The 21865-nt window shown below is 56.5% G+C and carries 23 protein-coding genes; 7 read left to right on the top strand and 16 right to left on the bottom strand.

The window, feature by feature from the left end; all coding sequences use genetic code 11:
* Positions 1 to 12: 12 nt before the first annotated feature.
* The 10 genes from BFV97_RS17325 to iscR all read right to left on the bottom strand — a co-directional run bounded on the left by BFV97_RS17325 (position 13) and on the right by iscR (position 9350).
* A complete protein-coding gene (locus BFV97_RS17325; protein ID WP_069301641.1) occupies positions 13 to 1017 on the bottom strand; it encodes a LacI family DNA-binding transcriptional regulator in 1005 nt (334 codons plus the stop codon).
* Positions 1018 to 1158: 141 nt separating this feature from the next.
* Positions 1159 to 2379 carry a cysteine desulfurase gene (locus tag BFV97_RS17330; RefSeq protein ID WP_069301642.1) on the bottom strand — a complete coding sequence of 407 codons (1221 nt, stop codon included), beginning with the start codon at positions 2377 to 2379 and terminating at the stop codon, positions 1159 to 1161.
* 2 nt (positions 2380 to 2381) lie between these two features.
* A complete protein-coding gene (locus BFV97_RS17335) occupies positions 2382 to 2978 on the bottom strand; it encodes a YIP1 family protein (protein WP_069301643.1) in 597 nt (198 codons plus the stop codon).
* Entirely contained in the window at positions 2975 to 3640 is a 666-nt protein-coding gene (locus tag BFV97_RS17340) for a YIP1 family protein (protein ID WP_069301644.1), read from the bottom strand. The genes BFV97_RS17335 and BFV97_RS17340 overlap by 4 nt, the downstream gene beginning before the upstream one ends.
* A gap of 39 nt (positions 3641 to 3679) precedes the next feature.
* Entirely contained in the window at positions 3680 to 4177 is a 498-nt protein-coding gene (locus tag BFV97_RS17345) for a YIP1 family protein (protein ID WP_069301645.1), read from the bottom strand.
* On the bottom strand, positions 4177 to 5451 hold the full coding sequence (locus BFV97_RS17350) for a SufB/SufD family protein (RefSeq protein ID WP_069301646.1): 1275 nt from the start codon (positions 5449 to 5451) through the stop codon (positions 4177 to 4179). The genes BFV97_RS17345 and BFV97_RS17350 overlap by 1 nt, the downstream gene beginning before the upstream one ends.
* 1 nt (position 5452) lies before the next feature.
* On the bottom strand, positions 5453 to 6208 hold the full coding sequence (sufC, locus tag BFV97_RS17355) for a Fe-S cluster assembly ATPase SufC (RefSeq protein WP_069301647.1): 756 nt from the start codon (positions 6206 to 6208) through the stop codon (positions 5453 to 5455).
* 69 nt (positions 6209 to 6277) lie between these two features.
* A complete protein-coding gene (sufB, locus tag BFV97_RS17360; RefSeq protein ID WP_069301648.1) occupies positions 6278 to 7789 on the bottom strand; it encodes a Fe-S cluster assembly protein SufB in 1512 nt (503 codons plus the stop codon).
* Between the two features lie 29 nt (positions 7790 to 7818).
* Positions 7819 to 8862: a cysteine desulfurase family protein gene (locus tag BFV97_RS17365; RefSeq protein WP_069301649.1), complete on the bottom strand. Its 1044-nt coding sequence runs from the start codon at positions 8860 to 8862 to the stop codon at positions 7819 to 7821.
* The gene (gene iscR / locus BFV97_RS17370) at positions 8859 to 9350 is read right to left on the bottom strand and encodes a Fe-S cluster assembly transcriptional regulator IscR (RefSeq protein ID WP_069301650.1); all 492 of its coding nucleotides are present in this window, start codon (positions 9348 to 9350) and stop codon (positions 8859 to 8861) included. The genes BFV97_RS17365 and iscR overlap by 4 nt, the downstream gene beginning before the upstream one ends.
* Positions 9351 to 9544: 194 nt before the next feature.
* On the opposite strand from iscR, the gene BFV97_RS17375 reads away from it, so the two are divergent.
* Positions 9545 to 10198: an alpha/beta hydrolase gene (locus BFV97_RS17375; protein WP_069301651.1), complete on the top strand. Its 654-nt coding sequence runs from the start codon at positions 9545 to 9547 to the stop codon at positions 10196 to 10198.
* Between the two features lie 99 nt (positions 10199 to 10297).
* Here BFV97_RS17375 and BFV97_RS17380 read toward each other — a convergent pair whose 3' ends face one another.
* A complete protein-coding gene (locus BFV97_RS17380; RefSeq protein ID WP_281200964.1) occupies positions 10298 to 11398 on the bottom strand; it encodes an anhydro-N-acetylmuramic acid kinase in 1101 nt (366 codons plus the stop codon).
* 71 nt (positions 11399 to 11469) lie between these two features.
* Here BFV97_RS17380 and tyrS point away from each other — a divergent pair, with 71 nt between their 5' ends.
* Positions 11470 to 12723 carry a tyrosine--tRNA ligase gene (gene tyrS / locus BFV97_RS17385; RefSeq protein WP_069301652.1) on the top strand — a complete coding sequence of 418 codons (1254 nt, stop codon included), beginning with the start codon at positions 11470 to 11472 and terminating at the stop codon, positions 12721 to 12723.
* 191 nt (positions 12724 to 12914) lie between these two features.
* Here tyrS and BFV97_RS17390 read toward each other — a convergent pair whose 3' ends face one another.
* The 5 genes from BFV97_RS17390 to BFV97_RS17410 all read right to left on the bottom strand — a co-directional run bounded on the left by BFV97_RS17390 (position 12915) and on the right by BFV97_RS17410 (position 16125).
* On the bottom strand, positions 12915 to 13493 hold the full coding sequence (locus BFV97_RS17390; protein WP_069301653.1) for a peptidylprolyl isomerase: 579 nt from the start codon (positions 13491 to 13493) through the stop codon (positions 12915 to 12917).
* Complete coding sequence (locus BFV97_RS17395) at positions 13493 to 13999, bottom strand: peptidylprolyl isomerase (protein ID WP_069301654.1); 507 nt, start codon at positions 13997 to 13999, stop codon at positions 13493 to 13495. The genes BFV97_RS17390 and BFV97_RS17395 overlap by 1 nt, the downstream gene beginning before the upstream one ends.
* 93 nt (positions 14000 to 14092) lie before the next feature.
* Positions 14093 to 14584, bottom strand: a complete 492-nt coding sequence (gene coaD, locus BFV97_RS17400) for a pantetheine-phosphate adenylyltransferase (protein ID WP_069301655.1) — start codon at positions 14582 to 14584, stop codon at positions 14093 to 14095.
* Positions 14585 to 14727: 143 nt separating this feature from the next.
* Positions 14728 to 15162, bottom strand: coding sequence for a CBS domain-containing protein (locus BFV97_RS17405; protein WP_069301656.1), 435 nt, complete (start codon positions 15160 to 15162; stop codon positions 14728 to 14730).
* Between the two features lie 57 nt (positions 15163 to 15219).
* Positions 15220 to 16125, bottom strand: coding sequence for a LysR family transcriptional regulator (locus BFV97_RS17410; RefSeq protein ID WP_069301657.1), 906 nt, complete (start codon positions 16123 to 16125; stop codon positions 15220 to 15222).
* A gap of 158 nt (positions 16126 to 16283) precedes the next feature.
* On the opposite strand from BFV97_RS17410, the gene BFV97_RS17415 reads away from it, so the two are divergent.
* From BFV97_RS17415 to BFV97_RS17435, 5 genes are all read left to right on the top strand, one after another.
* A complete protein-coding gene (locus BFV97_RS17415; RefSeq protein ID WP_069301658.1) occupies positions 16284 to 17783 on the top strand; it encodes a CoA-acylating methylmalonate-semialdehyde dehydrogenase in 1500 nt (499 codons plus the stop codon).
* Positions 17784 to 17966: 183 nt separating this feature from the next.
* Positions 17967 to 19112 (top strand): acyl-CoA dehydrogenase family protein, encoded by a 1146-nt coding sequence (locus BFV97_RS17420; protein ID WP_069301659.1) that lies wholly within the window; start codon positions 17967 to 17969, stop codon positions 19110 to 19112.
* On the top strand, positions 19109 to 20134 hold the full coding sequence (locus BFV97_RS17425; protein ID WP_069301660.1) for an enoyl-CoA hydratase/isomerase family protein: 1026 nt from the start codon (positions 19109 to 19111) through the stop codon (positions 20132 to 20134). Before BFV97_RS17420 ends, BFV97_RS17425 begins: the two co-directional genes overlap by 4 nt.
* A 9-nt stretch (positions 20135 to 20143) precedes the next feature.
* Complete coding sequence (mmsB, locus tag BFV97_RS17430) at positions 20144 to 21016, top strand: 3-hydroxyisobutyrate dehydrogenase (RefSeq protein WP_069301661.1); 873 nt, start codon at positions 20144 to 20146, stop codon at positions 21014 to 21016.
* A 144-nt stretch (positions 21017 to 21160) separates the two neighbouring features.
* Entirely contained in the window at positions 21161 to 21538 is a 378-nt protein-coding gene (locus BFV97_RS17435; RefSeq protein ID WP_069301662.1) for a hypothetical protein, read from the top strand.
* The last annotated feature ends 327 nt before the right edge of the window (positions 21539 to 21865 follow it).

Here is a 21865-nt window from a genome sequence, read left to right on the forward strand (position 1 = left end):
GGGCGCCTTTTTTTATAGCGTATCGCCAAGCTCCACATCCGGCTTGAACTCGATCACTTGGCGCACCGCACGGTAATCGGATTGCTCGTGTTCCAGGATCAGCTGTGCCGCCCGTTTCCCGATTTCAAACCTGTAAGCATTCATTGTGGCGGTCAGCATCGGCATCCCGTGGCGCAGGTCGAGCCCGTTAAATCCCGCCAGCCCAAGCTGATCCGGCACCGAGATATTGTTCATAATGCAATGCATCAGCCCGCCACAGGACATGGTGTCCGATGAATAGTAGATCATGTCCAGATCCGGCGTCCGCTCAAGCAGCTTCTCGGTAAGCTGCCTACCCAGCAACAGGGTTGATCCCCCTGTGTACAGTTCCTGATCCGCAAGGGTCACACCAGCCTCGCCCAAGGCTTTCTGAAACCCCTCAAACCGTTTCGCGGCTCGATGATCCAGTGGGTATTTCGTACCGATAAAGCCGAGCTTTTTGTATCCGCGCTCCAGTATCGCCTTGCCGGTTTCATAGCCTGCCCGGCGATGGGAGACGCCAACATTCAGATCCACCGGATCGCCGTCCACGTCCATAATCTCGACAATGGGGATACCGGCGTTCTGCATCATTTTGCGCGCGGCATCGGTATGCTCCAATCCGGCAACCACCAACCCTTTGGGCTGCCAGCTCAGCATTTCTCGAATAACGGTTTCCTCGGTCTCCAGATCATAATCCGACACACCAAAAACGGGCTGCATGGTGGTGGTCTTCAGAACGTTAGAAAGCCCGGTTAAAACCTCTGCAAAAACAAAACTGCTGATGGACGGCACCACCACCCCCACCAGATCCACCGATTTGGAACTCAGCGACCCTGCGATCCGGTTGGGAACGTAACCAACTGATTTTGCGGCCGCCAGAACCCTCTCGCGGGTCACGGCAGAGGCTTCTCCCTTGCCCCGCAACACGCGACTGGCAGTCATTTCGCTTACATTTGCGAGCTCTGAAATATCTTTGAGGGTTGGCCTGCGCGCCATGATTTGTCCTAACGTGAAACAGCTTTGACAGCATTACACCGTTAAAAATACGTCACGCAAGCCGCTTAACGTTAAAAACGCCGCAAACTCTCTTTTTGGGACAAATATCCAAATCCTGCACCCACAGACCGAACCGTCAGATCAGTTGAAAAGCTCGTTGCAAAGCTCCAGCGCACTGACCAGTTTGTCCACTTCCTCGGTGGTATTATACATTCCGAAAGAGGCGCGACAGGTGGCCGAAACCCCCAGATGTTCCATCAAAGGCTGGGCGCAGTGATGCCCTGCCCGCACCGCGATCCCCCGTTGGTCAACCACGGTGGAAATATCATGCGGGTGGGCGGCCCCTTCCAGCGTGAAAGAGAAAATCGCGCCTTTGGTTTTGGAGTTGCCCTGAATGTTCAGCCAGTTCAATCCGGCTAGTTTTTCCTGTGCGTAATCGCGCAGCATGGTTTCATGGGCCGAGATGTTCTCCATCCCCACACCCATCATATAGTCCAGCGCGGCGCCCAGCCCGATCATTTGCACAATACCAGGGGTGCCCGCCTCAAACTTGTGGGGTGGATCGTTATAGCTGACCGCGTCTTTGGCAACTGTCCGGATCATATCGCCACCGCCAAAGAACGGGCGCATTTCAGCCTGACGTTCACGGCGGATGTAGATCGCACCCGACGATGACGGACCATAGAGTTTATGACCCGTAATCGCGAAGAAATCCGCACCCAGATCCTGTACATCAACCGGCATATGCACAGCGGATTGGGAACCGTCCACCAGCACAGGAACACCCTTTTCACGAGCCGCTTTGGTGATGGTTTTTACATCAACCACGGTGCCCATCACATTGGACATTTGGGTGATCGCAATCAGCTTGGTCTTCGGCGTAATCCCATCAATCACCGCCTGCGGGTCCAGATCGCCGTTCACATCGGTATCAACCCACTTCAGAACCACGCCCTGCCGTTCCCGCAAGAAATGCCAAGGCACGATATTGGCGTGATGCTCCATCACCGACAGGATGATCTCGTCTCCGGCCTGCAGGCGCGGAGCGGCCCAACCGTAGCTGACCAGATTGATGCCTTCCGTGGTGCCGGAGTTAAACAGGATTTCATCTTCGTGAGCCGCGTTTAAAAAGGTTTTAACCGTGGCGCGCACGGCTTCGTATTTCTCGGTCGAAAGATTCGACAGGTAATGCAGCCCGCGGTGCACATTGGCGTAATCCTCGGCATAGCCCCGCGTCACCGCATCAATCACCGCTTGGGGTTTTTGGGCCGATGCACCGTTGTCGAGATAGACCAGCGGCTTGCCATTCACCTCACGCGAGAGGATGGGAAAGTCGGCGCGGATTTTCTGGATGTCGTACATGGTTATTTCACCGTCTGCATAGGAAGTGTGGCGCCCATTATGCTGAACAGCAACAACATCACGAACCCGAGGGCAAGTTGCACCCCTATGATACCAAGTAATACGGGCATGATTTTCGTAAAGCCGTGAAGCTCCATAACCTGTGCGGTAATCTGGATCATCGCAACAATCAGCACCAGAAGCATAACAAGCCCCGAGGTTTCAGCACTGTGCAATGTCGCAAAAGGCACCGGTATCTGGACGAGAAATAGAACGAAGTTCAGCCAGATCACGGTTTTCAGACTGTTGTCGAAATCCCCTGTTCCGCCGAATGCGCGACCGACCCGATACATCAGAAACGCCCCGCCAAACAGTGTCAGGGCCAGCATGACTACACTGCTGCCAAGGGGGAGCGATTCCGCCTGCCCGACCGCTTCGGGATAGATCAGCAGGCCCGCCAGAAGGGAAAACATCAGGTTCAGAACGATCACGAACCAACCGGCGAGGATGATCTCGTTCCGGTTGGCCGGTATGGCCAGAATCTGGCGCAACGTGGCCCGGGGTTGGGTCAGCGACTGGATTGCCAATGGCACAAAATCAATCAGTCGCTGTGGGGTCATCCGATCATATCTCCTGCACCGACCAGCAATGTTGCTACGGTTAAAACGAGTGCGAACAACGACATAGCCATGAACGTCGGGCTTGTCATCCGGAATTTATGGGCTTCTGCGGTCCCTGCTGCAATATACCACACGAAAGGGATCAAGCCGAGCCAGTAGACCGGCAAAGCCAGCCATTTATTGCCCAGAAACGGCAGTGCCGGTTCATACATGCCCATCACAGCCGCAATGACTGCGGCGGCCAGACCGAAGGGCGCAGAAACAAATGCCCCCCAGAACACCGCCGTGCGGGTTTCCTTCCAGCTTGCAGCGCCGTTGAATATTCTGGCAACCACCTGAACCACAAGGGAAAACAGATACATCAACGCGGTGCGCAACATCAGCGCCGCCATCATCAACAGACCGATTTTATCCGCCGAAATGATCCCGCCCGCGATAGAGGCCGGTGCCACCAGCGTTTTCAGCGACCAACTGGCGAAAAACACCATATCAGAGACGAGAACATAGAAAATCAACCGCCCTTCGCTGGGCCTTTCACGCAACAGCCTACGGGTAGAACTGCGCATATCGCGCCAGGCATCACTGACCCGATCGACGAGTCCATTGCGTTCAAGTTGAAAAACGCCGTTACCGGCTTCGAATTCGTCTTCGGAATGTGTCATATGCCCGCTCTGTTTTTTATGTTGTTTATCAACACTTAATCAGGCCGTGACCCTGCGGGGAAATTCAACTGTTGCAAGACATAAGGCCCATTGCCAGCAGAAGACCACAGCGGTGAGCAGTGTGGCAACCCAAAAAACCGGAGGCGGTGCAAAGACTTTGGAAGCGCCGCTGATCAGCACCAGTGGCGCTGTCACCAATGCCGCCCACATCAAGGCCAACCGTGCTTCCTGCCATGTGGCCTGCCCGCCGAACGGCCGCAGGACCAGATGGGACAGCGCCGCAATGATATAGAGAAACAGCGGTCCCATAATCACCGAAGATACAAACAGCGTGGCAAAACGCGCACGCATCATGGCCGGATCATCTTCGGCCAGAAAAGAGATGGCCGCCAGATCCGGCATCCGCGACACATAGTTCAGAAAACAAGCGGTGAACCCCAGCATCAGAATGCGGGGCTCTGTCATAATAGACACCTGATGGGCCATTTCACGGCGCGGCCCGCGATAGGCCGCGCCAATATCTGCCAGCAACGACATCAGCCGTGCCGCCGCGCCATCCAACCTTCGAGCAATGCCCGCAGATCGTCAGCCAGCGTTTCGTCTTCCACTTCGTCGATGGCTTCGCCAAGGAAGGCCAGCGTCAGCATGTCCTGCGCCTCTTTGTGGGGAATCCCCCGCGAGGTCAGATAGAACAGCGCTGTTTCGTCAATCGCGCCAACGGTAGAACCGTGGGAACAAGCCACATCATCGGCGTAGATTTCCAGCTCCGGTTTGGCCTGAAAGGTGGAATCCTCATCCAGCAGCAGACCCTGACTGATCTGGTAGCCGTCGGTTTTCTGCGCATCCGGTTTCACCAGAATCTTGCCCTGAAACACCCCAACAGCCCCGTTGCGCAGGACTTTCTTGAACACCTGACGGCTTTCACAGTTGACCGCATCATGGGTGACAAAAACCGTGTCATCATGATGGAAGGCCCCGTCACCGGCACAGGCGCCAGCAACTGTGGCATGGGCATCATCGCCGGTAAACTCGATGATCGCGTCATTGCGTGTCAGCACACCGTTCACCGTCAGGGTGAAGGATTTAAAGCTGCTTTCGGTGCCAAGCCGTGTGAAAATATGGGTCGCAGTGCGGCGTTCGTGGTCCCGCCCTTGGGCGCGCACGTGATGGAACGCCGCTTTATCCGCAACTTCCACTTCCATAACCGCATTAATCCGCGCCGCTGCCGGCCCGTTTTCCAGAACTGTCAGATCCGCCCCTTCGTCGAGCTTGATCGTGTGGTGGATCACCGCGTCGGAGGTTTCGCTTTCGTGCAGATAGATAAAGCTGACCGGCTTGGCTGCTTTACCTGTTGCACGGATCACGAAACCCTGTTCTGCCATGGCCGTGTTATAGGACGCCAGCGGACGGGACACAGGGTTCTGGCCCCTGCCCTCTAGCACGCCGTAAACCGAACCGGCCCAGTGAATATCCTTCTGCGCCGCATCCGCCAGCGTTTCGATTTCAACACCGGCCAGTTCCAGTGCATCGGATTGTGCGGCGTCATAGACACCGTCCACAAACACGATCTTCACCGCATCGACATCGGCAAACGGCAGGGCTTCGTCGCTCTCAAAGATCGCAGCCGGTGTTGCTTCCGGTGCGGTCAGCGTGGACGGATCGGTGTATTTCCAATACTCGTCCCGACGGTGGGGCAGACCTGTTTCCGACAGCAGATCTGCAGCGGTTTGACGGGCCGTTGTGACCCATTTTCCGCCTTCCGGCACGGTAATAGAGGGCACGACGCCCTTGTTTTTCAGCTTGGCAGACATTTTACGCCACCTCTGCCAGAATATCGGTGTAGCCGTTGTTTTCAACTTCCAGAGCCAGCTCCGGCCCGCCGGTTTTCACGATTTTGCCGTCAGCCATAATGTGCACCACATCCGGTTTGATGTGGTCCAGCAGACGTTGGTAGTGGGTGATCACAAGGAAGGAGCGGCCTGCGTCCCGCAGGGCATTCACGCCATCGGCCACCAGCTTCATCGCATCCACATCAAGACCGGAGTCAGTCTCGTCGAGGATACACATTTTCGGTTCCAGCATCGCCATTTGCAGTATCTCGTTGCGCTTTTTCTCGCCACCGGAGAAACCGACGTTCACAGGGCGTTTCAGCATATCGGCGTCGATTTTCAGGGACTTCGCCTTTTCGCGCACTACTTTCAGGAACTCGGCCGCGCTCAGCTCTTCCTCGCCACGGGCCTTGCGCTGTGCGTTCACGGCGGTGCGCAGGAAGGTCATGTTCCCTACACCGGGAATTTCAACCGGATATTGGAACGCCAGAAACAGACCGGCTGCCGCGCGTTCTTCGGGTTCCATATCCAGAATATCTGTGCCTTCCAGTTCTGCAGAACCGTCTGTTACCTCGTACCCGTCCTTACCGGAAAGAACATAAGACAGCGTGGATTTACCTGAACCGTTCGGCCCCATGATCGCATGGACCTTACCGGATTCCACAGTCAGGTTCACCCCTTTGAGGATTTGCTTGTCCTCATCTTCAAGTTCGACGTGCAGGTTTTTGATTTCCAACATTTTATTATCCTTGATTATAGCAGTGCCGCCCCGCAGGTGCGGCGAATTTCGAGTGTCCGGCGGGCTGGATCAGCCCACCGATCCTTCCAGAGAAATGGCAACCAGCGCCTGTGCTTCCATTGCAAATTCCATCGGCAGCGCCTGCAACACGTCCTTACAGAACCCGTTCACCACCAGCGCCACAGCTTCTTCTTCATCCATGCCCCGCTGACGGCAGTAGAACAGTTGATCGTCGTCCACTTTGGACGTGGTCGCTTCGTGTTCAACCCGTGCGGAGTTGTTCTTGACTTCGATGTAAGGCACTGTATGCGCACCACATTTATCCCCGATCAGCAAGCTGTCACATTGGGTGTAGTTCCGCGCATTCTGGGCTTTAGGGTGCATAGAGACCAGACCACGATAGGTGTTCTGCGCCTTGCCCGCGCTGATGCCTTTGGACACGATCCGGCTCTTGGTGTTTTTACCCAGATGGATCATCTTTGTTCCGGTATCGGCCTGCTGCATGTTGTTTGCGATGGCGATGGAGTAGAACTCTCCCTGACTGTCGTCGCCGCGCAGGATGCAAGACGGGTATTTCCACGTCACCGCAGAGCCGGTTTCAACCTGTGTCCACATCACTTTGGAACGGTCGCCACGGCAATCGGCCCGTTTGGTCACAAAGTTATAGATGCCGCCCTTGCCTTCTTCATCACCGGGGAACCAGTTCTGAACGGTGGAGTATTTGATTTCTGCATCGTCCAGAGCCACCAGTTCCACCACAGCCGCGTGCAACTGGGCGATGTCCCGTTGGGGCGCCGTACAGCCTTCGAGGTAGGATACATAGGACCCTTTTTCCGCGACGATCAGCGTGCGTTCAAACTGGCCGGTGTTTTCTGCGTTGATGCGGAAATAGGTGGACAGTTCCATCGGACATTTGGTGCCTTCAGGGATGTAGACGAACGATCCGTCGGAAAACACGGCAGAGTTCAGCGTCGCATAGTAGTTGTCCGACTGCGGCACCACAGTCCCGAGGTATTTCCTAACCAGTTCGGGGTGATCCTGAATAGCCTCGGAAATCGAACAGAAGATCACACCGGCTTTGGCCAGTTCATCCTTAAAGGTTGTGCCCACAGACACACTGTCAAACACCGCATCCACCGCAACGCGGCGATCGCCTTCGGGGGCTTCCACACCCGCCAGCAACGCCTGTTCCTTCAGCGGGATACCCAGTTTCTTGTAGGTTTCCAACAGCTTGGGGTCTACCTCATCGAGGGATTTCGGTTTCTCGATCATGGATTTCGGACGGGCATAGTAATACTGGTCCTGAAAATCAATTTTCGGGTAATCCACCATCGCCCATTCCGGTTCTTCCATCTGCAACCAGCGACGATAGGCAGTCAGACGCCATTCCAGCATCCATTCCGGTTCGTTGTTCTTTTCCGAGATCAGGCGCACGATGTCTTCGTTCAACCCTTTCGGGGCGTATTCCATCTCGATGTCGGTTTCAAAACCGTATTTGTACTTTCCACCCACGGATTGAACCGCCTCGACGGTTTCCTGATCGACACCTTCTTTGACTTGTACGTCGTCTAAAGCAGCCATGTTGCTGTCCTCATTGTTTTTGCCCGCCGCTAGGCTGCGCGGGCTATGAATTTCCTGTATCGGGCCAGCCAAGCATCGGCAAACCCCATCACTTCGTCGCGGGTGGTGGCGGGGCCAAAGCTGACCCTGATCGCAGAACCTGCGGTCGTATCGTCAAAGCCCATGGCCTTCAACACCCGACTTTGCTTTACCTTGCCACTGGAACAGGCCGACCCTGCCGAAATGGCATATCCGGCCAGATCCATCTGCATGACCTGCGTTTCGCCCTTCCAACCCGGAACGGCGATGCAACTGGTATTGGGCAGACGACTGGTCTCCTGCCCGATGATTACGGCCTCCGGCGCGTCTTCGGCAATCCGGGCCTCCAGCGCATCGCGCAGGGTCTGGACCTCTTGCCACAGGCCCCGATCAAGGTCCCGTTGCGCGGCTTCGGCCGCCGCTCCAAATCCGGCGATACCGATCACATTCTCGGTTCCCGACCGCCGCCCCTGTTCCTGCCCGCCACCTTTCACCAGTGTCGGGACATCGTGGCCCTGTTGCAAAACAACCGCGCCAATCCCTTTGGGACCGCCGATCTTATGGGCCGACAACAGGGCAGCCTTGGCACCGGACCATTCAAAGGCTAAAGGAACCTTGCCAAAGGCCTGCACCGCATCACACAGAGCTATGGATTCAAATCCGCTTTGCAAGATGCCGGTCTCACTGTTGGCAGCTTGCAGCGCCGAAGTTTCGGGCGATGTGACCTGCACAGCGCCGTCTGCATCCACTGGTAGGTCAGGGTCGCACCACGCGTGAACGGCATCGTGTTCGGTTGCCCCGCAGGCCACACCGCCACGGTTCAGCACCAGACCAGCGCCTTCGGTGGCGCCGGATGTGAACACCACATCGCCCGAGCCGACCCCGAAAGCCGCTTTGATCTGCACCCGAGCACGTTCGACAATAGCCAGCGCCTTGCGGCCTTCGGCGTGAACGCTCGACGGGTTGCCGATGGCATCCATCGCCGCAATTATCGCATCCCGCGCCTCATCACGAAGGGGGGCGGTTGCGTTCCAATCCAGATAGGTCCGGTTCATTTTTCACCCACCGGAGTTTCTTCCACCAGCTTTTCATCGACAAGTTGGAACAAGGAGGGCACCGCGGGACAGGGCGCCATCTGGTTGGTGATGATGTCGCTCAGGCGGGCCTGATGCAGAAAGACATAGACATGGGCCGACAGGCTTTCCCAAAAGCGGTTGGACAGACTCTGGGCCCGCGACCCCGAAGACGCACCGGATGCCCCTGCGCCCTTGCTGAGCGCGTCCATCGATTCATCGACCGCTTCAAGGATCAATGTCACGCGGATCGCATCAGCAGATTCGGCCAAGCGATAGCCGCCCCCCGGCCCGCGTACGCTCTCAACGATTCCCGCGCGGCGCAGTTTAACGAAGAGCTGCTCCAGATAGGCCAGAGAAATATCCTGACGGGCTGCGATCTCGCCAAGCGAAACAAGCCCGCCCTTTGATTCCAGCGCCAGATCAACCAGGGCAATCAGGGCATATCTGCCTTTTGTACTGAGTTTCACAGCCGTTCCACCATAGCAAGTGTTGACGCGCGGGGTATGAGGCCTTAACTCCTGTTCAGCTTGGAGTGCGGCCACCGCGCCCAATTTAGAATTGTTCTAGGTTTTCCGAGAGGAATAGTCAACCATGTCTCTGACTGGTAGAAGACTGTACCAAAAGACGGAAAATCCTGCCCTAACGGAGCCTGTTTGCACCTATGCCTGAAGTAATTTTTCCCGGACCTGACGGTCGCTTGGAAGGCCGCTACCATCCGCAAAAGCAAAAAGATGCGCCGATTGCGATCATCCTGCACCCGCACCCCCAGTTCGGCGGAACGATGAACAACAAGGTTGTTTATAACCTGCATTATGCGTTCCACAAAATGGGCTTTACTGTTCTGCGCTTTAACTTTCGCGGTGTTGGCAAAAGCCAGGGCGAATATGATCAGGGCGTCGGTGAACTGTCCGATGCGGCCTCGGCACTTGATTACCTGCAAGCGATGAACCCCAACGCGAAACATTGCTGGGTCGCAGGTTTCTCCTTTGGCGCATGGATCGGCATGCAACTGCTGATGCGGCGTCCGGAAATTTCGGGGTTTATCAGCGTGTCGCCCCCTGCGAATATGTATGATTTCTCGTTCCTCGCCCCTTGTCCGGCCTCCGGTCTGATCATCAACGGATCAGGCGATCGTGTGGCACCGCCTGCAGACACGGTGGATCTGGTGGAGAAACTGCACGAACAGAAAGGCATCACCATCACCCACGAGGTTCTGGAAGGTGCCGGTCACTTCTTTGAGAATGACCACATGGATACGATGATTGACACGGTTGACGGCTATGTGCGCCGCCGCTTGACGGAAACCAGCCGTTAAACCGCGTGTCATCTAGTGATTTCCCTAAAGCCGCTGCCTTGCGGCTTTAGGATGCCCCGCTCCGCTCGGGGGATATTTTTCCCAAAAAGAGATGCAGCTTCAGGGTTGGCTGTACCGCCCGCCGATGGCTGGTGCCTTGCAGCCGGTTGTGGCGGGTGCGGACAGCGGCAGGCCCCTATAGCTGCGCACAGCAAGATAGGCGAAGGCCTGTGCTTCGAGCATATCCCCGTCAAGCCCGAGCTCTTCTATAGAGGACACCCGCCCTTTCAGGCGGTTTGACAGTTCCTGCATCATGACCGGATTGCATGCGCCGCCACCGCAGACGTACCAGTTTTGCGGTGGCAGGGTCAGATGGCTCTGATTGGCAGCAACACAGGCGGCGGGCAAAGCCGTGAGCGTCGCCGCTGCATCCGCATCACCCAACCTGTCCACAAGGTCTAGCACATCGTGAAAATCATGCCGGTCCAGAGACTTCGGCGGTTTTTGGGCAAAGAACGCCCGTTGGAAAACGCGGGTGAGCACTGTTTCATCCACCACGCCAGCGGCGGCCAACGCCCCGTCTTCGTCGAAATCCCGCCCCAGACGCGCCGTCATCAGATCGTTCAACGGTGCGTTTGCAGGGCCGGTGTCAAAGGCAAGCAGGGCGCCTGTCGTTTCAGGCGATGGTTTGGAGGGATCAACCACCGTGACGTTGCCCACCCCGCCAAGATTGAGAAACGCCGCGGGCGCGGTAAGTCCGGCCCATTTCGCACAGGCAAAATGAAAAAACGGCGCGAGCGGTGCGCCCTGCCCGCCCATGACCATATCGTTGCTGCGAAAATCCCAAACTGTCGGGATGCCGCTACGCTGTGCCAGATCAGCCCCGTCACCAAGCTGGAATGTGCGCCCATTGTCGGGATCATGGTTTAACGTCTGCCCGTGAAACCCTACGAGCTCGATGGTGTCAAACTCCAGCACCAGATCCGTATGGGCGGCCTGAACCACCTTTAGCGCCGCCTGCAATACATCGGGCTTCTCACCCGGCCATAACCCCTGCGCTGCCCGCAGGGTTTCAGCCTCTGACGGGGTGAAGGGGCGAAAGGCGCTCTCCCCGAAGTCGTGGATCTCTACCCCGTCCGTAGTCAGAACCGCCCCGTCCACACCATCCATGGAAGTGCCCGACATCAGGCCAAGCGCACGGATCGGTTTAAAATCTGTCAATGGTCTTTCCTTTCCATGGCTACGCGTTATACGTGACCCCTCAATTTCCTAGCAAAGAAAGACAAAGACCGATGACTTACAAGCCCAAATCAGAGTTTCTGCACGTGATGCAGAGCCGGGGCTTCTTACAGGACTGCACAGACCTGGAGGGGCTCGACGACCGCCTGCTCAAAGGTATCGTGCCAGCCTATATCGGCTTTGACGCCACTGCAAAATCCTTGCATGTGGGCAGTCTGATCCAGATCATGATGTTCCGCTGGCTGCAAAAGACCGGCAACAAACCGATTGTTCTGATGGGCGGCGGCACCACCAAAGTGGGTGATCCGTCGTTCCGCGCAGATGAACGCCCCCTGCTGACGGATGATCAGATCGACGCCAATATCGCGGGAATCAAGCAGGTGTTTTCCTCCTACGTGACCTTCGGGGACGGCGACACCGATGCGATGATGCTAAACAACGCAGAATGGCTGGACGGGTTGAACTACCTTGAATTCCTGCGCGACATCGGGCGGCATTTCTCGGTGAACCGGATGCTGTCTTTTGAAAGCGTGAAAAGCCGGATTGACCGGGAGCAGAGCCTGTCGTTCCTTGAGTTCAACTACATGATCCTGCAAGCCTACGACTATATGGAGCTGAACCGGCGCTACGGTTGCGTGCTGCAAATGGGTGGCTCGGACCAGTGGGGCAACATTGTGAACGGGATCGACCTGACCCGTCGTGTGATCTCGAACGAGGTTTACGGACTGACAACGCCGCTGCTGACCACGTCGGATGGCAAGAAGATGGGCAAAACTGCGGATGGGGCGATCTGGCTCAACCCGCAGATGCGCTCTCCTTATGAATTCTGGCAGTTCTGGCGCAACACCACGGATGCGGATGTGGGGCGGTTCCTGAAGCTCTATACCGAAATGCCGCTGGACGAGTGTGAACGTCTTGGTGCGCTTCAAGGCAGTGAAATCAACGAGGCGAAGGCGATTCTGGCCAATGCCGTGACCACGCTGGCCCACGGGCCAGAAGCGGCTGCCACGGCCGAGGCCACTGCCCGCGAGGTCTTTGAAAAAGGCGGCGTCGGGGATGATTTGCCAACGGTCACATTCAGCGCGGGCGATGTGGGGGATGGAATCTCGGTAGTGCAACTGCTGGTGAAATCCGGTCTGAGCGGTTCTGGCAAGGAAGCCAAGCGCCTGATCGCGGATGGCGGTGCCAAGCTGAACGATGAGGCCCTGACAGATGCGGGGTTGATCATCTCGGCGGATCAACTGCGCACTGCGGTGAAGCTTTCGGCTGGTAAGAAACGTCACGCGCTGGCACGGATCGAAGACTAATCTGACAGGATTAGTGTCGCCCTGTTGTTAACACAGGGCGGCATGTCCGGCCTGTGGGCCATTCTAACAACCCGTTAAAAATCTGTGGAAGTTCTGGATCGACGGGCGACAATCCGCGCGTCCGGACCAATGCGGCGGGGTCGCCCCGCCCGCAAAAGATGTCCGCGCCCCGGTTACAGGGGCGCGACGTTTTATTCGATGTCGGCTTTGATCTGAACAGACTTCATATAGTCCGGTTCTGCCACAGCACCATTGGCGGACTGGTCGCCTTTTTTGATGCTGTCTACCACGTCCTGCCCCGAAAGCACCTTGCCAACAACAGTATACTGACCGTTCAGGAAAGGTGCAGGTGCGAACATGATGAAAAACTGCGAGTTTGCAGAATTCGGGTCCTGCGAACGGGCCATGCCCACAACGCCAGTTTCATATTCAATGTCCGAAAACTCTGCCGGAAGATCGGGAAACGCCGAACCGCCGATGCCTGCATAACGCAGATTAAAGCCTTCGCGCTGGCCGTGTTCCACATCGCCGGTTTGGGCCATGAAGTCGGGAATCACGCGGTGGAACACCACGTCATCATAAAGTCCGTCACGGGTCAGCCGTTTGATCCGCTCTACATGGCGCGGGGCCACATCGGGCAGCAGCTCGATTTCAACTGTACCGCTGGTTTCACCCGCGACTTCGATGACGAGCACATTTTCGTCCTCAGCCGCGAACAGCGGTGCAGCGGCAATTGTGGCCGCTGCAAGAAGGGTTTTGAACAACCGCATTATACGTCAGCCGCCACTTTGACCGAAATCATCTGATCAGGCTGCGCCGGTGGCTCGCCCCGTGTGATCGCGTCAACATGTTCCATGCCTTCAATGACCTGACCGTAAACAGTGTATTGACCGTTCAGAAAGTCATTGTCGCTGAAGTTGATGAAGAACTGGGAGTTCGCGCTGTCAGGGTTCTGGCTGCGGGCAGCACCGATAGAACCGCGTGCGTGTGGTACCTTGGAGAATTCAGCCGGAACATTTGGCAGATCAGAACCGCCGGTCCCCGCCATGCGCAGGTTGAAGTCGTTGTTTGCATTGCCGTTTTTCACGTCGCCTGTTTGCGCCATGAAGCCATCGATCACGCGGTGGAACACAACGCCGTCATACTGGCCGCTGCGAGCGAGTTCTTTCATTCGGGCAACGTGTTGGGGTGCAACATCAGGGAGCAGGTCGATTTTTACATCGCCGTCTTTCAGTTTGATGATGATACCGTTTTCGGGATCTTTGAAATCAGCCATTCGGGCCTCCGCAGTTTGATTTTGCGGCACCCTAATAGATGCAAATCCCAAGGGAAAGGGCGCTTTCGTCCCCGCTCCCCTAAATTGGCAGGATCACGCGTATTTTTTGCGCACGGCGGCGGCAACGTCCGGCGTGACAAACCCGTCAATATCCCCGCCAAGACGGGCGATTTCCTTTACCAACTTGGAGGCAATCGACTGGTGTTGCGCCTCTGCCATCAGGAAAACGGTTTCAATATCGTCATTCATGGCGCGGTTCATGCCCACCATCTGAAATTCATATTCGAAATCCGAAACCGCCCGCAAACCGCGGATAATCACCGAGGCGTTTACCTCTTGGGCGCAGTGGATCAGCAGGTTTTCAAAAGGATGCACCACGATTTCAATGCCCTTTTCCCGCGCAATATCCCCGCAGGTGGCTTCTACCATCGCAACCCGTTCTTCAAGCGTGAACAAAGGCCCCTTATCGCGGTTAATGGCGACACCGATGACAAGCCGATCTACCAGAGAGCAGGCTCGCCTGAAAATATCCAGATGGCCGTGGGTGACGGGATCGAAGGTGCCGGGGTAGAGTCCTGTGCGCATGGGTCGGGCCTTTTTTCGCGTTAATCCCACATTGGATGATCTGTGGTTCTGAAAAATGCAAGGTAAAACGTGGCGTTACAAAATTTTGCCAATGGCGTGCGGCCAGTTCGCAAGACCGGCATTGGACGGGTTTGTCTGTGGGGCTAGCGCCCCATGATCATGTCCTGCATGGCATTCTTTTCGGAACTGACTTCGGCAAGACGGGCACTGACAATATCCCCGATGGACACGATCCCCACCATCCCATTGTCTTCCATCACCGGCATGTGGCGAAAGCGTTTGTCGGTCATGGTTTGCAACACGCTCTCGGCGGTTTCGGCGGGTGTTGTTGTGATAATATCGGCGGTCATCAGATCACCGACCACATCTGACATACAACTGCCGCCCCGTTTGCCCAGCTCCCGCACGATGTCGCGTTCTGACAGGATTCCCAGCACATCCGATCCGGTTTCAGAGACCACCAGCGCCCCGATTCCGTGGGTGGACAGCAGTTTTGCCGCCTCGCTTACCTTGTCTTTGGGTTTCACAGTCGCAATCTTTCCCGCAGACTTTCCGGCAAGGATCTGTTTGATCAACATGGGCACAACCTCCTGTAAACTGTAGGATTCTATCGTGCGTTGCGCAGGCTTGTTCTGTCAAGCAGCAGCTTGCAGACGCCTGATTTCCTGCCGGATTTTTCCCGTCAAAAGCTGGGCCACACGGTTCAGCCGCTCCACCCGGCGGTCGTCACTGTGGCGCACAAGGTAAAACGAGCGGGTCAGCGAGATTTGATCCGTCAGGATACGCTCCACATCGGGAAAGGTCGGGATGGCGAAATCATGGACAATGCAAACCCCTGCCCCGCGCCGCGCCCAGTTCATCTGCACCGAAAAACTGTTTGATGTCAGCGGAGCACGAATGGCTTCACCCATTTCATCCATATAATCGAGTTCATCGTCAAAAATCAGGTCGTTGATATAGCCGATCAGCCGGTGATTCCCGAGGTCTGATTTATCCCTGATCGGCGGATGGCTGGCCAGATAGTCCTTGGTCGCAGCCAGATGCAGCGTATAGTCGGAAATCTTTTGCACGCTCAACCGTCCCGCCTTTGGGGGGGAAACTGTAATCGCCATATCCGCCTCGCGCTTTGACAGGTTCAGCACACGGGGCACGGCAAGGATCTGCATGTCCAGCCCCGGATTTTCATCACAAATCTCGGCGCAAACCTGTGGCAGCAGAAAATTCGCCGCCCCGTCCGGCGCACCGATGCGGATGGAACCGGACAGGGTGTCGTCCTGATCCTCGACCTCCCCCTGGGCAGATCGAACGGCCAGTTCCATCTGCTCAACATGGGTTAACAGCCGCTGCCCCCGTTCGGTCAGGTGGTAGCCTTGCGGACTTTTGGCAAACAGCCGCGCGCCCATGCCTTCTTCAAGTCGAGCAATTCTTCGGGACAGGGTTGCAGGGTCCATGCGAAGAACCTTGGCACCGGCGGTCAGGCTCTCGGCCTGTGCCACATGAAAGAACACCTTCAGATCATCCCAGTTCGTCTCTTTCGCCACGGCTTCCCCACCTATGTTTCATCACAGGGACAGAGATAGCACGGGCTGAACCATTTTGCAAAAATGCAAAACGATCTTGGAGATTACCCTATAGACCGTGCAATTTTGCGGGGTTAATCTCTGCGCAACTGTTTACACACACTCACGGGAGATCGAATATGGAACAGATCGGACATTACATCAACGGCGAGCATGTTGCAGGCACCAGCGGTCGCACCGCGGATGTTTACAACCCCGCCACAGGTGAAGTGCAGGCGCAGGTCGCACTGGCCAGCAACGAAGAGATGGCGAAAGCTGTCGAAATCGCAAAAGCCGCGCAACCGGCTTGGGCCGCCAAGAACCCGCAGGTTCGCGCCCGTGTGATGATGAAAATGGTCTCCCTGCTGCACCGTGACATGGACAAACTGGCCGAAACCCTGTCCCGCGAGCACGGCAAAACCTTCCCTGATGCCAAGGGCGATGTGATCCGTGGTCTGGAAGTTGTGGAATACTGTATCGGTGCGCCGCAACTGCTGAAAGGTGAATTCACCGATGGGGCCGGTCCGGGCATTGACATGTACTCCATGAAACAGCCTTTGGGCGTTACGGCGGGGATCACCCCGTTCAACTTCCCTGCCATGATTCCGATGTGGATGTTTGCCCCTGCAATCGCCTGTGGCAACGCCTTTATCCTGAAACCATCCGAGCGTGACCCTTCCGTTCCGATGATGCTGGCCGCCCTGATGGAAGAAGCCGGTCTGCCCAAAGGCATCATTCAGGTGGTGAACGGCGACAAGGAAGCGGTTGATGCGATCCTTGACAATGACGTGATCCAGTCCGTCGGCTTTGTCGGCTCTACCCCGATTGCCGAATACATCTACGGTCGCGGCTGTTCCAACGGCAAGCGGGTCCAGTGCTTTGGCGGCGCGAAAAACCACATGGTCATCATGCCGGATGCCGACATGGATCAGGCGGTTGATGCGTTGATCGGTGCCGGTTACGGCGCGGCCGGCGAACGCTGCATGGCGATTTCCGTAGCTGTGCCTGTTGGCGATGAAACAGCCGACCGTCTGATTGAGAAACTGGCCCCACGGGTCGAAGCCCTGAAAATCGGGCCTTATACAGCGGGCGACGATGTGGATTTTGGTCCGGTTGTCACGGCTGCTGCGAAAGAGAACATACTCGGGCTGGTGGAAACCGGCGTGAAAGACGGGGCCGATCTGGTGGTTGATGGCCGCAACTTCAGCCTGCAGGGCTACGAGGACGGTTTCTTTGTCGGCGCCTGCCTGTTTGACAATGTCACAACAGATATGGACATCTACAAAAAGGAAATCTTCGGTCCGGTTCTGTCCACCGTACGGGCGCAATCCTATGAAGAGGCGCTTGGCATTGCGATGGATCACGAATACGGCAACGGCACCGCGATTTTCACCCGTGACGGTGACACAGCACGTGATTTTGCCAACCGGATCAACATCGGCATGGTCGGCGTGAACGTGCCAATCCCTGTGCCTTTGGCCTATCACACCTTCGGCGGCTGGAAGAAATCCGCTTTTGGCGACCTGAACCAGCACGGACCCGATGCGTTCAAATTCTATACACGCACCAAAACTGTGACCTCCCGCTGGCCTTCGGGCACCAAGGAAGGGGCGGATTTCTCCATCCCGACTATGGAGTAAACTGACAGAAATCGGGCGGGGTCTTTCCCCGCCCTTTTTTGTGCAACGCACGGGGGGAGCCGGCGTCTGGCGGCGAAATAACGTCAGGAAATTCAAGAAATATCCGGTTTCTTTCCCCTTGCAAAACTTTCGTAACAATTGAAAGTTAACGCACGTTCAATTCCCCAAAAACCGGAGCCCTTCATGGATTTTGCACTGAGCGAAGAACAAACAGCAATTTTTGATATGGCCTATGCCTTCGGGCAAGAAAAAATCGCCCCATTTGCCCAACAATGGGAAAAAGACGGCACGATCCCCAAAGACCTCTGGCGCGAGGTCGGTGAGCTCGGCTTTGGCGGGCTTTATGTGTCCGAAGACTCCGGCGGCGCGGGTTTGACACGTCTCGATGCAACGCTGGTGTTTGAAGCACTCGCTATGGCCTGCCCCTCTGTGGGGTCGTTCCTGTCGATCCACAATATGGTCGGCGGCATGATCGACAAATTCGGCACAGCCGAGCAGAAAGCCAAATGGCTGCCCGACCTGACATCGCTCAACAAAGTGTTTTCCTATTGCCTGACCGAACCGGGTTCCGGTTCTGACGCCAGCGCCCTTCGTACCAAAGCCCTGCGCACCAATGAAGGCTACACGCTGAACGGCACCAAGGCGTTTATCTCCGGCGGTGGCTACTCTGACGCCTACATTGTGATGTGTCGCACTGGCGAGGATGGCCCCAAGGGTATTTCCGCCGTGGTTGTAGAAAACGGCGCGGAAGGTCTGTCCTTTGGCGCGCTTGAGGATAAAATGGGCTGGCGCTCCCAACCCACCAGCGAAGTCCAGTTTGACGATTGCAAAATCGCCGCGGACAATCTGATCGGTGAGGAAGGTCGCGGCTTTGCCTATGCGATGAACGGTCTGGACGGCGGACGTTTGAATATCTCCGCAGGGGCGCTCGGGGGCGCACAGGCCGCGCTGACGGCTGCATTGAACTACACCGGAGAGCGTAAGGCCTTCGGCAAGACCATCGACCAGTTTCAGGCTCTGCAGTTCAAACTTGCGGATATGGAAATCGAACTTCAGGCCGCCCGTGTGTTCCTGCGTCAGGCTGCATGGAAACTCGACAATAATGCACCGGATGCCTCCAAACACTGCGCTATGGCCAAGCGGTTTGTCACCGACACCGCCTTCCAAGTCGCCAATGACGCACTGCAACTGCACGGCGGCTACGGCTATCTGGCGGATTACGGGATGGAGAAACTGGTCCGCGATCTGCGGGTGCATCAGATCCTTGAAGGCACCAATGAAATCATGCGCCTGATCACCGCCCGTCACCTTCTGGCGGAGCGCGACTGATGGATATACATATTCGCAAAGACGGTTGCGCGGGTCGCATCACATTGCAGCGTCCCAAGGCCCTGAACGCGCTGACCTACCAGATGTGTCTGGACATCGAAGCCGCGCTGGACGACTGGCGGGACGACAGCGACGTATCACTGGTGATCATCGACGCAGAGGGTGACAAAGCCTTTTGTGCCGGTGGTGACATCCAGAAACTCTACGACACGGCCAGTGCCGGCGATTACGATTATGGCCGCCAGTTCTGGCGCGACGAATACCGCCTGAATGAAAAAATCTTCAACTACCCCAAACCCTATATCGCCTTCATGCAAGGCTTTACCATGGGCGGCGGTGTTGGCGTATCCTGTCACGGCTCCCACCGGATCGTCTGTGAAAACAGCCAGATCGCCATGCCCGAATGCGGCATCGGCCTTGTGCCTGATGTGGGCGGCTCCCTGATCCTTGCCCGCGCCCCGGGACGGCTTGGCGAATATCTCGGAACAACCGGGGAGCGCATGGACGCAGGCAACGCCATATACGCAGGCTTTGCCGACAGTTTCATCCCGCGCGACGACTGGCCCGCGCTTATTGAAAAACTTGCCAGTTCCGGTGATGTGGGCGCAATCGAGCGGGCCGCACGCCCCGCGCCCTCCCCGTCTCTGCAAGGGAAACAGGCCGAAATCGACCATCATTTCGCATGGGAGGCTGTGACCGATATTCTTGACTCTCTCGCTCAGGACGGTTCGGATTTTGCCCGGAACACCATCAAAACCCTGCGCAAGAAAAGCCCGATTTCCGTATCCTGCACCCCCATCATTGTCCAGCGGGTGCGCACCGGAAACACAATAGAACGGGCGCTAAAAGAGGAATTCCAGTTCACATTCCGCGCCGCCGAACACGGGGATTTTGTCGAAGGTATCAAAAGCACAATCATCGACCGGTCACACACACCGGTCTGGACCCGCCCCGATCTGGAATCGGTGACGGAAGCGGATGTGGAGCGTATGCTCAAGCCGCTGAACAAAGAAATGCTGTAGGAGGAAGCAATGAAAATCGGATTTATCGGACTGGGCAATATGGGTGGCCCGATGGCAGCCAATCTTGCAGCGGCGGGCCATCAGGTCCACGGCTTTGACCTAAGCGCAGACATGCCCGCAGGCGTAAGCAAAGCGGACAGCGCCACTGCGGCAGCACAGGATAAGGACGCGGTGATCACCATGCTGCCCAACGGCAAGATCCTTAGCGATGTTGCCAGTGAAATCATCGAGGTGATGGGCAAAGGCACCGCCTTTATCGACTGTTCCACAGTGGATGTAGACTCCGCCCGTCAGGTAGCCGAGGCCGCCACAGCCTTTGGCCTGCTTGCCGTAGACGCGCCAGTTTCGGGCGGCGTCGGCGGGGCAACGGACGGCACGCTGACTTTCATGGCCGGCGGCTCGGCCGAGGCTTTTGAGAAAGCCGAACCCCTGTTTGACATTATGGGCCAGAAAGCCGTGCATTGCGGCGACAGCGGCGCCGGACAAGCCGCGAAAATCTGCAACAACATGATCCTTGGCATCACCATGATCGGCACCTGCGAGGCCTTTGCCCTTGCCGACAAACTTGGCCTCGACCGTCAGAAAATGTTCGATGTTGTTTCCACATCTTCCGGCTACAGCTGGAGCATGAACGCCTATTGCCCTGCCCCAGGTGTCGGACCGGACTCCCCTGCGGATCGGGGCTATCGTCCGGGCTTTGCCTCTGAACTGATGCTCAAGGACTTGCGGCTTTCCCAACAGGCGGCAGAATCCTCCAATGCGGACACCCCCCTCGGCAAGCACGCGATGGAGCTGTACCAGAAGTTCGTCGAAGAAGAGGACGGCAACGGCAAGGATTTCTCTGCCATGCTGCCCCGCTTTGAAAAACGCGGCCGCGCCTAATTTAGAACCAACACATCTCGGGTCTGCCGTCCTGCGCAACGGGCGCGGTTCGGCAGACTTCCGCCCTTTAGGAATTGATTGCGAACTTTCTGTAGCTTCCGCGCGTATTACACCTGATAGAACGCAAAACCGGAAGGAAGACCCATGCGCAGAACCACAACCACCCTGCTCGCCGCCGCAGTAGCTTTGATGCCCGTAATCGCAGAAGCGAAAAAAGACGATTACCACAAACAGCAAAAAAAGCTCGAAAAAGCCTACAAAGAGCACGAAAAGGCCCATAAAAGGATCAACAAGGCTTATGAGAAAGCCGATAAGGAATGGCGCAAACACCACGGACATTCCCACGTCTATCACCGTGGCGACGTGATCGAGCGTAACTACCGGCGGATCAGCAACCCCGTGGCCTACGGCCTTGACCCGAACCAGGCCTATTACCTCGTTGCGGACCAAATCTACCGCATGGACCCTGAAACCCGTAAAGTTCTGGCAATCGTCGGTCTGGCCGCCGAACTCCTGAACTGAACCAAACACCAGACCAAAAAACGGGGACTGGCAAAACCACTCCCCGTTTCAATGTTCCCTAAAATACTCCCGCCGGAGGGGTATATCCTTCGTATCAAGCGCTTTCACAAACGCTCTGAAATTTAAATCGTGCTTTAATAAGAGTGCGGTAGCGTCTCAGCGCGGTCCGGCAATTCCCGGGCAGTGCCATCTGCGTTTGTAGATTGTTGATTTCCGTTGAGAAGTGACCCGGTATTTTCACCGAGATTTGACCCACCCTTGTTTATGTCTCAGCGGTCATGTTGTGGTCAATGCTGGCATCTCCTTTCTTGTTTTCTTTGCCGCCTC

The sequence above is a fragment of the Neptunicoccus sediminis genome, assembly GCF_001719615.1.
GTDB lineage: Bacteria > Pseudomonadota > Alphaproteobacteria > Rhodobacterales > Rhodobacteraceae > Amylibacter > Amylibacter sediminis.

Excerpts from the sequence above, each read along its gene's own strand:
- BFV97_RS17325 (WP_069301641.1), bottom strand. The coding sequence starts at position 1,017 with ATGGCGCGCAGGCCAACCCTCAAAGATATTTCAGAGCTCGCAAATGTA.
- BFV97_RS17330 (WP_069301642.1), bottom strand. The coding sequence starts at position 2,379 with ATGTACGACATCCAGAAAATCCGCGCCGACTTTCCCATCCTCTCGCGT.
- BFV97_RS17335 (WP_069301643.1), bottom strand. The coding sequence starts at position 2,978 with ATGACCCCACAGCGACTGATTGATTTTGTGCCATTGGCAATCCAGTCG.
- BFV97_RS17340 (WP_069301644.1), bottom strand. The coding sequence starts at position 3,640 with ATGACACATTCCGAAGACGAATTCGAAGCCGGTAACGGCGTTTTTCAA.
- BFV97_RS17345 (WP_069301645.1), bottom strand. The coding sequence starts at position 4,177 with ATGTCGTTGCTGGCAGATATTGGCGCGGCCTATCGCGGGCCGCGCCGT.
- BFV97_RS17350 (WP_069301646.1), bottom strand. The coding sequence starts at position 5,451 with ATGTCTGCCAAGCTGAAAAACAAGGGCGTCGTGCCCTCTATTACCGTG.
- sufC (WP_069301647.1), bottom strand. The coding sequence starts at position 6,208 with ATGTTGGAAATCAAAAACCTGCACGTCGAACTTGAAGATGAGGACAAG.
- sufB (WP_069301648.1), bottom strand. The coding sequence starts at position 7,789 with ATGGCTGCTTTAGACGACGTACAAGTCAAAGAAGGTGTCGATCAGGAA.
- BFV97_RS17365 (WP_069301649.1), bottom strand. The coding sequence starts at position 8,862 with ATGAACCGGACCTATCTGGATTGGAACGCAACCGCCCCCCTTCGTGAT.
- BFV97_RS17375 (WP_069301651.1), top strand. The coding sequence starts at position 9,545 with ATGCCTGAAGTAATTTTTCCCGGACCTGACGGTCGCTTGGAAGGCCGC.
- tyrS (WP_069301652.1), top strand. The coding sequence starts at position 11,470 with ATGACTTACAAGCCCAAATCAGAGTTTCTGCACGTGATGCAGAGCCGG.
- BFV97_RS17390 (WP_069301653.1), bottom strand. The coding sequence starts at position 13,493 with ATGCGGTTGTTCAAAACCCTTCTTGCAGCGGCCACAATTGCCGCTGCA.
- BFV97_RS17395 (WP_069301654.1), bottom strand. The coding sequence starts at position 13,999 with ATGGCTGATTTCAAAGATCCCGAAAACGGTATCATCATCAAACTGAAA.
- coaD (WP_069301655.1), bottom strand. The coding sequence starts at position 14,584 with ATGCGCACAGGACTCTACCCCGGCACCTTCGATCCCGTCACCCACGGC.
- BFV97_RS17405 (WP_069301656.1), bottom strand. The coding sequence starts at position 15,162 with ATGTTGATCAAACAGATCCTTGCCGGAAAGTCTGCGGGAAAGATTGCG.
- BFV97_RS17415 (WP_069301658.1), top strand. The coding sequence starts at position 16,284 with ATGGAACAGATCGGACATTACATCAACGGCGAGCATGTTGCAGGCACC.
- BFV97_RS17420 (WP_069301659.1), top strand. The coding sequence starts at position 17,967 with ATGGATTTTGCACTGAGCGAAGAACAAACAGCAATTTTTGATATGGCC.
- mmsB (WP_069301661.1), top strand. The coding sequence starts at position 20,144 with ATGAAAATCGGATTTATCGGACTGGGCAATATGGGTGGCCCGATGGCA.
- BFV97_RS17435 (WP_069301662.1), top strand. The coding sequence starts at position 21,161 with ATGCGCAGAACCACAACCACCCTGCTCGCCGCCGCAGTAGCTTTGATG.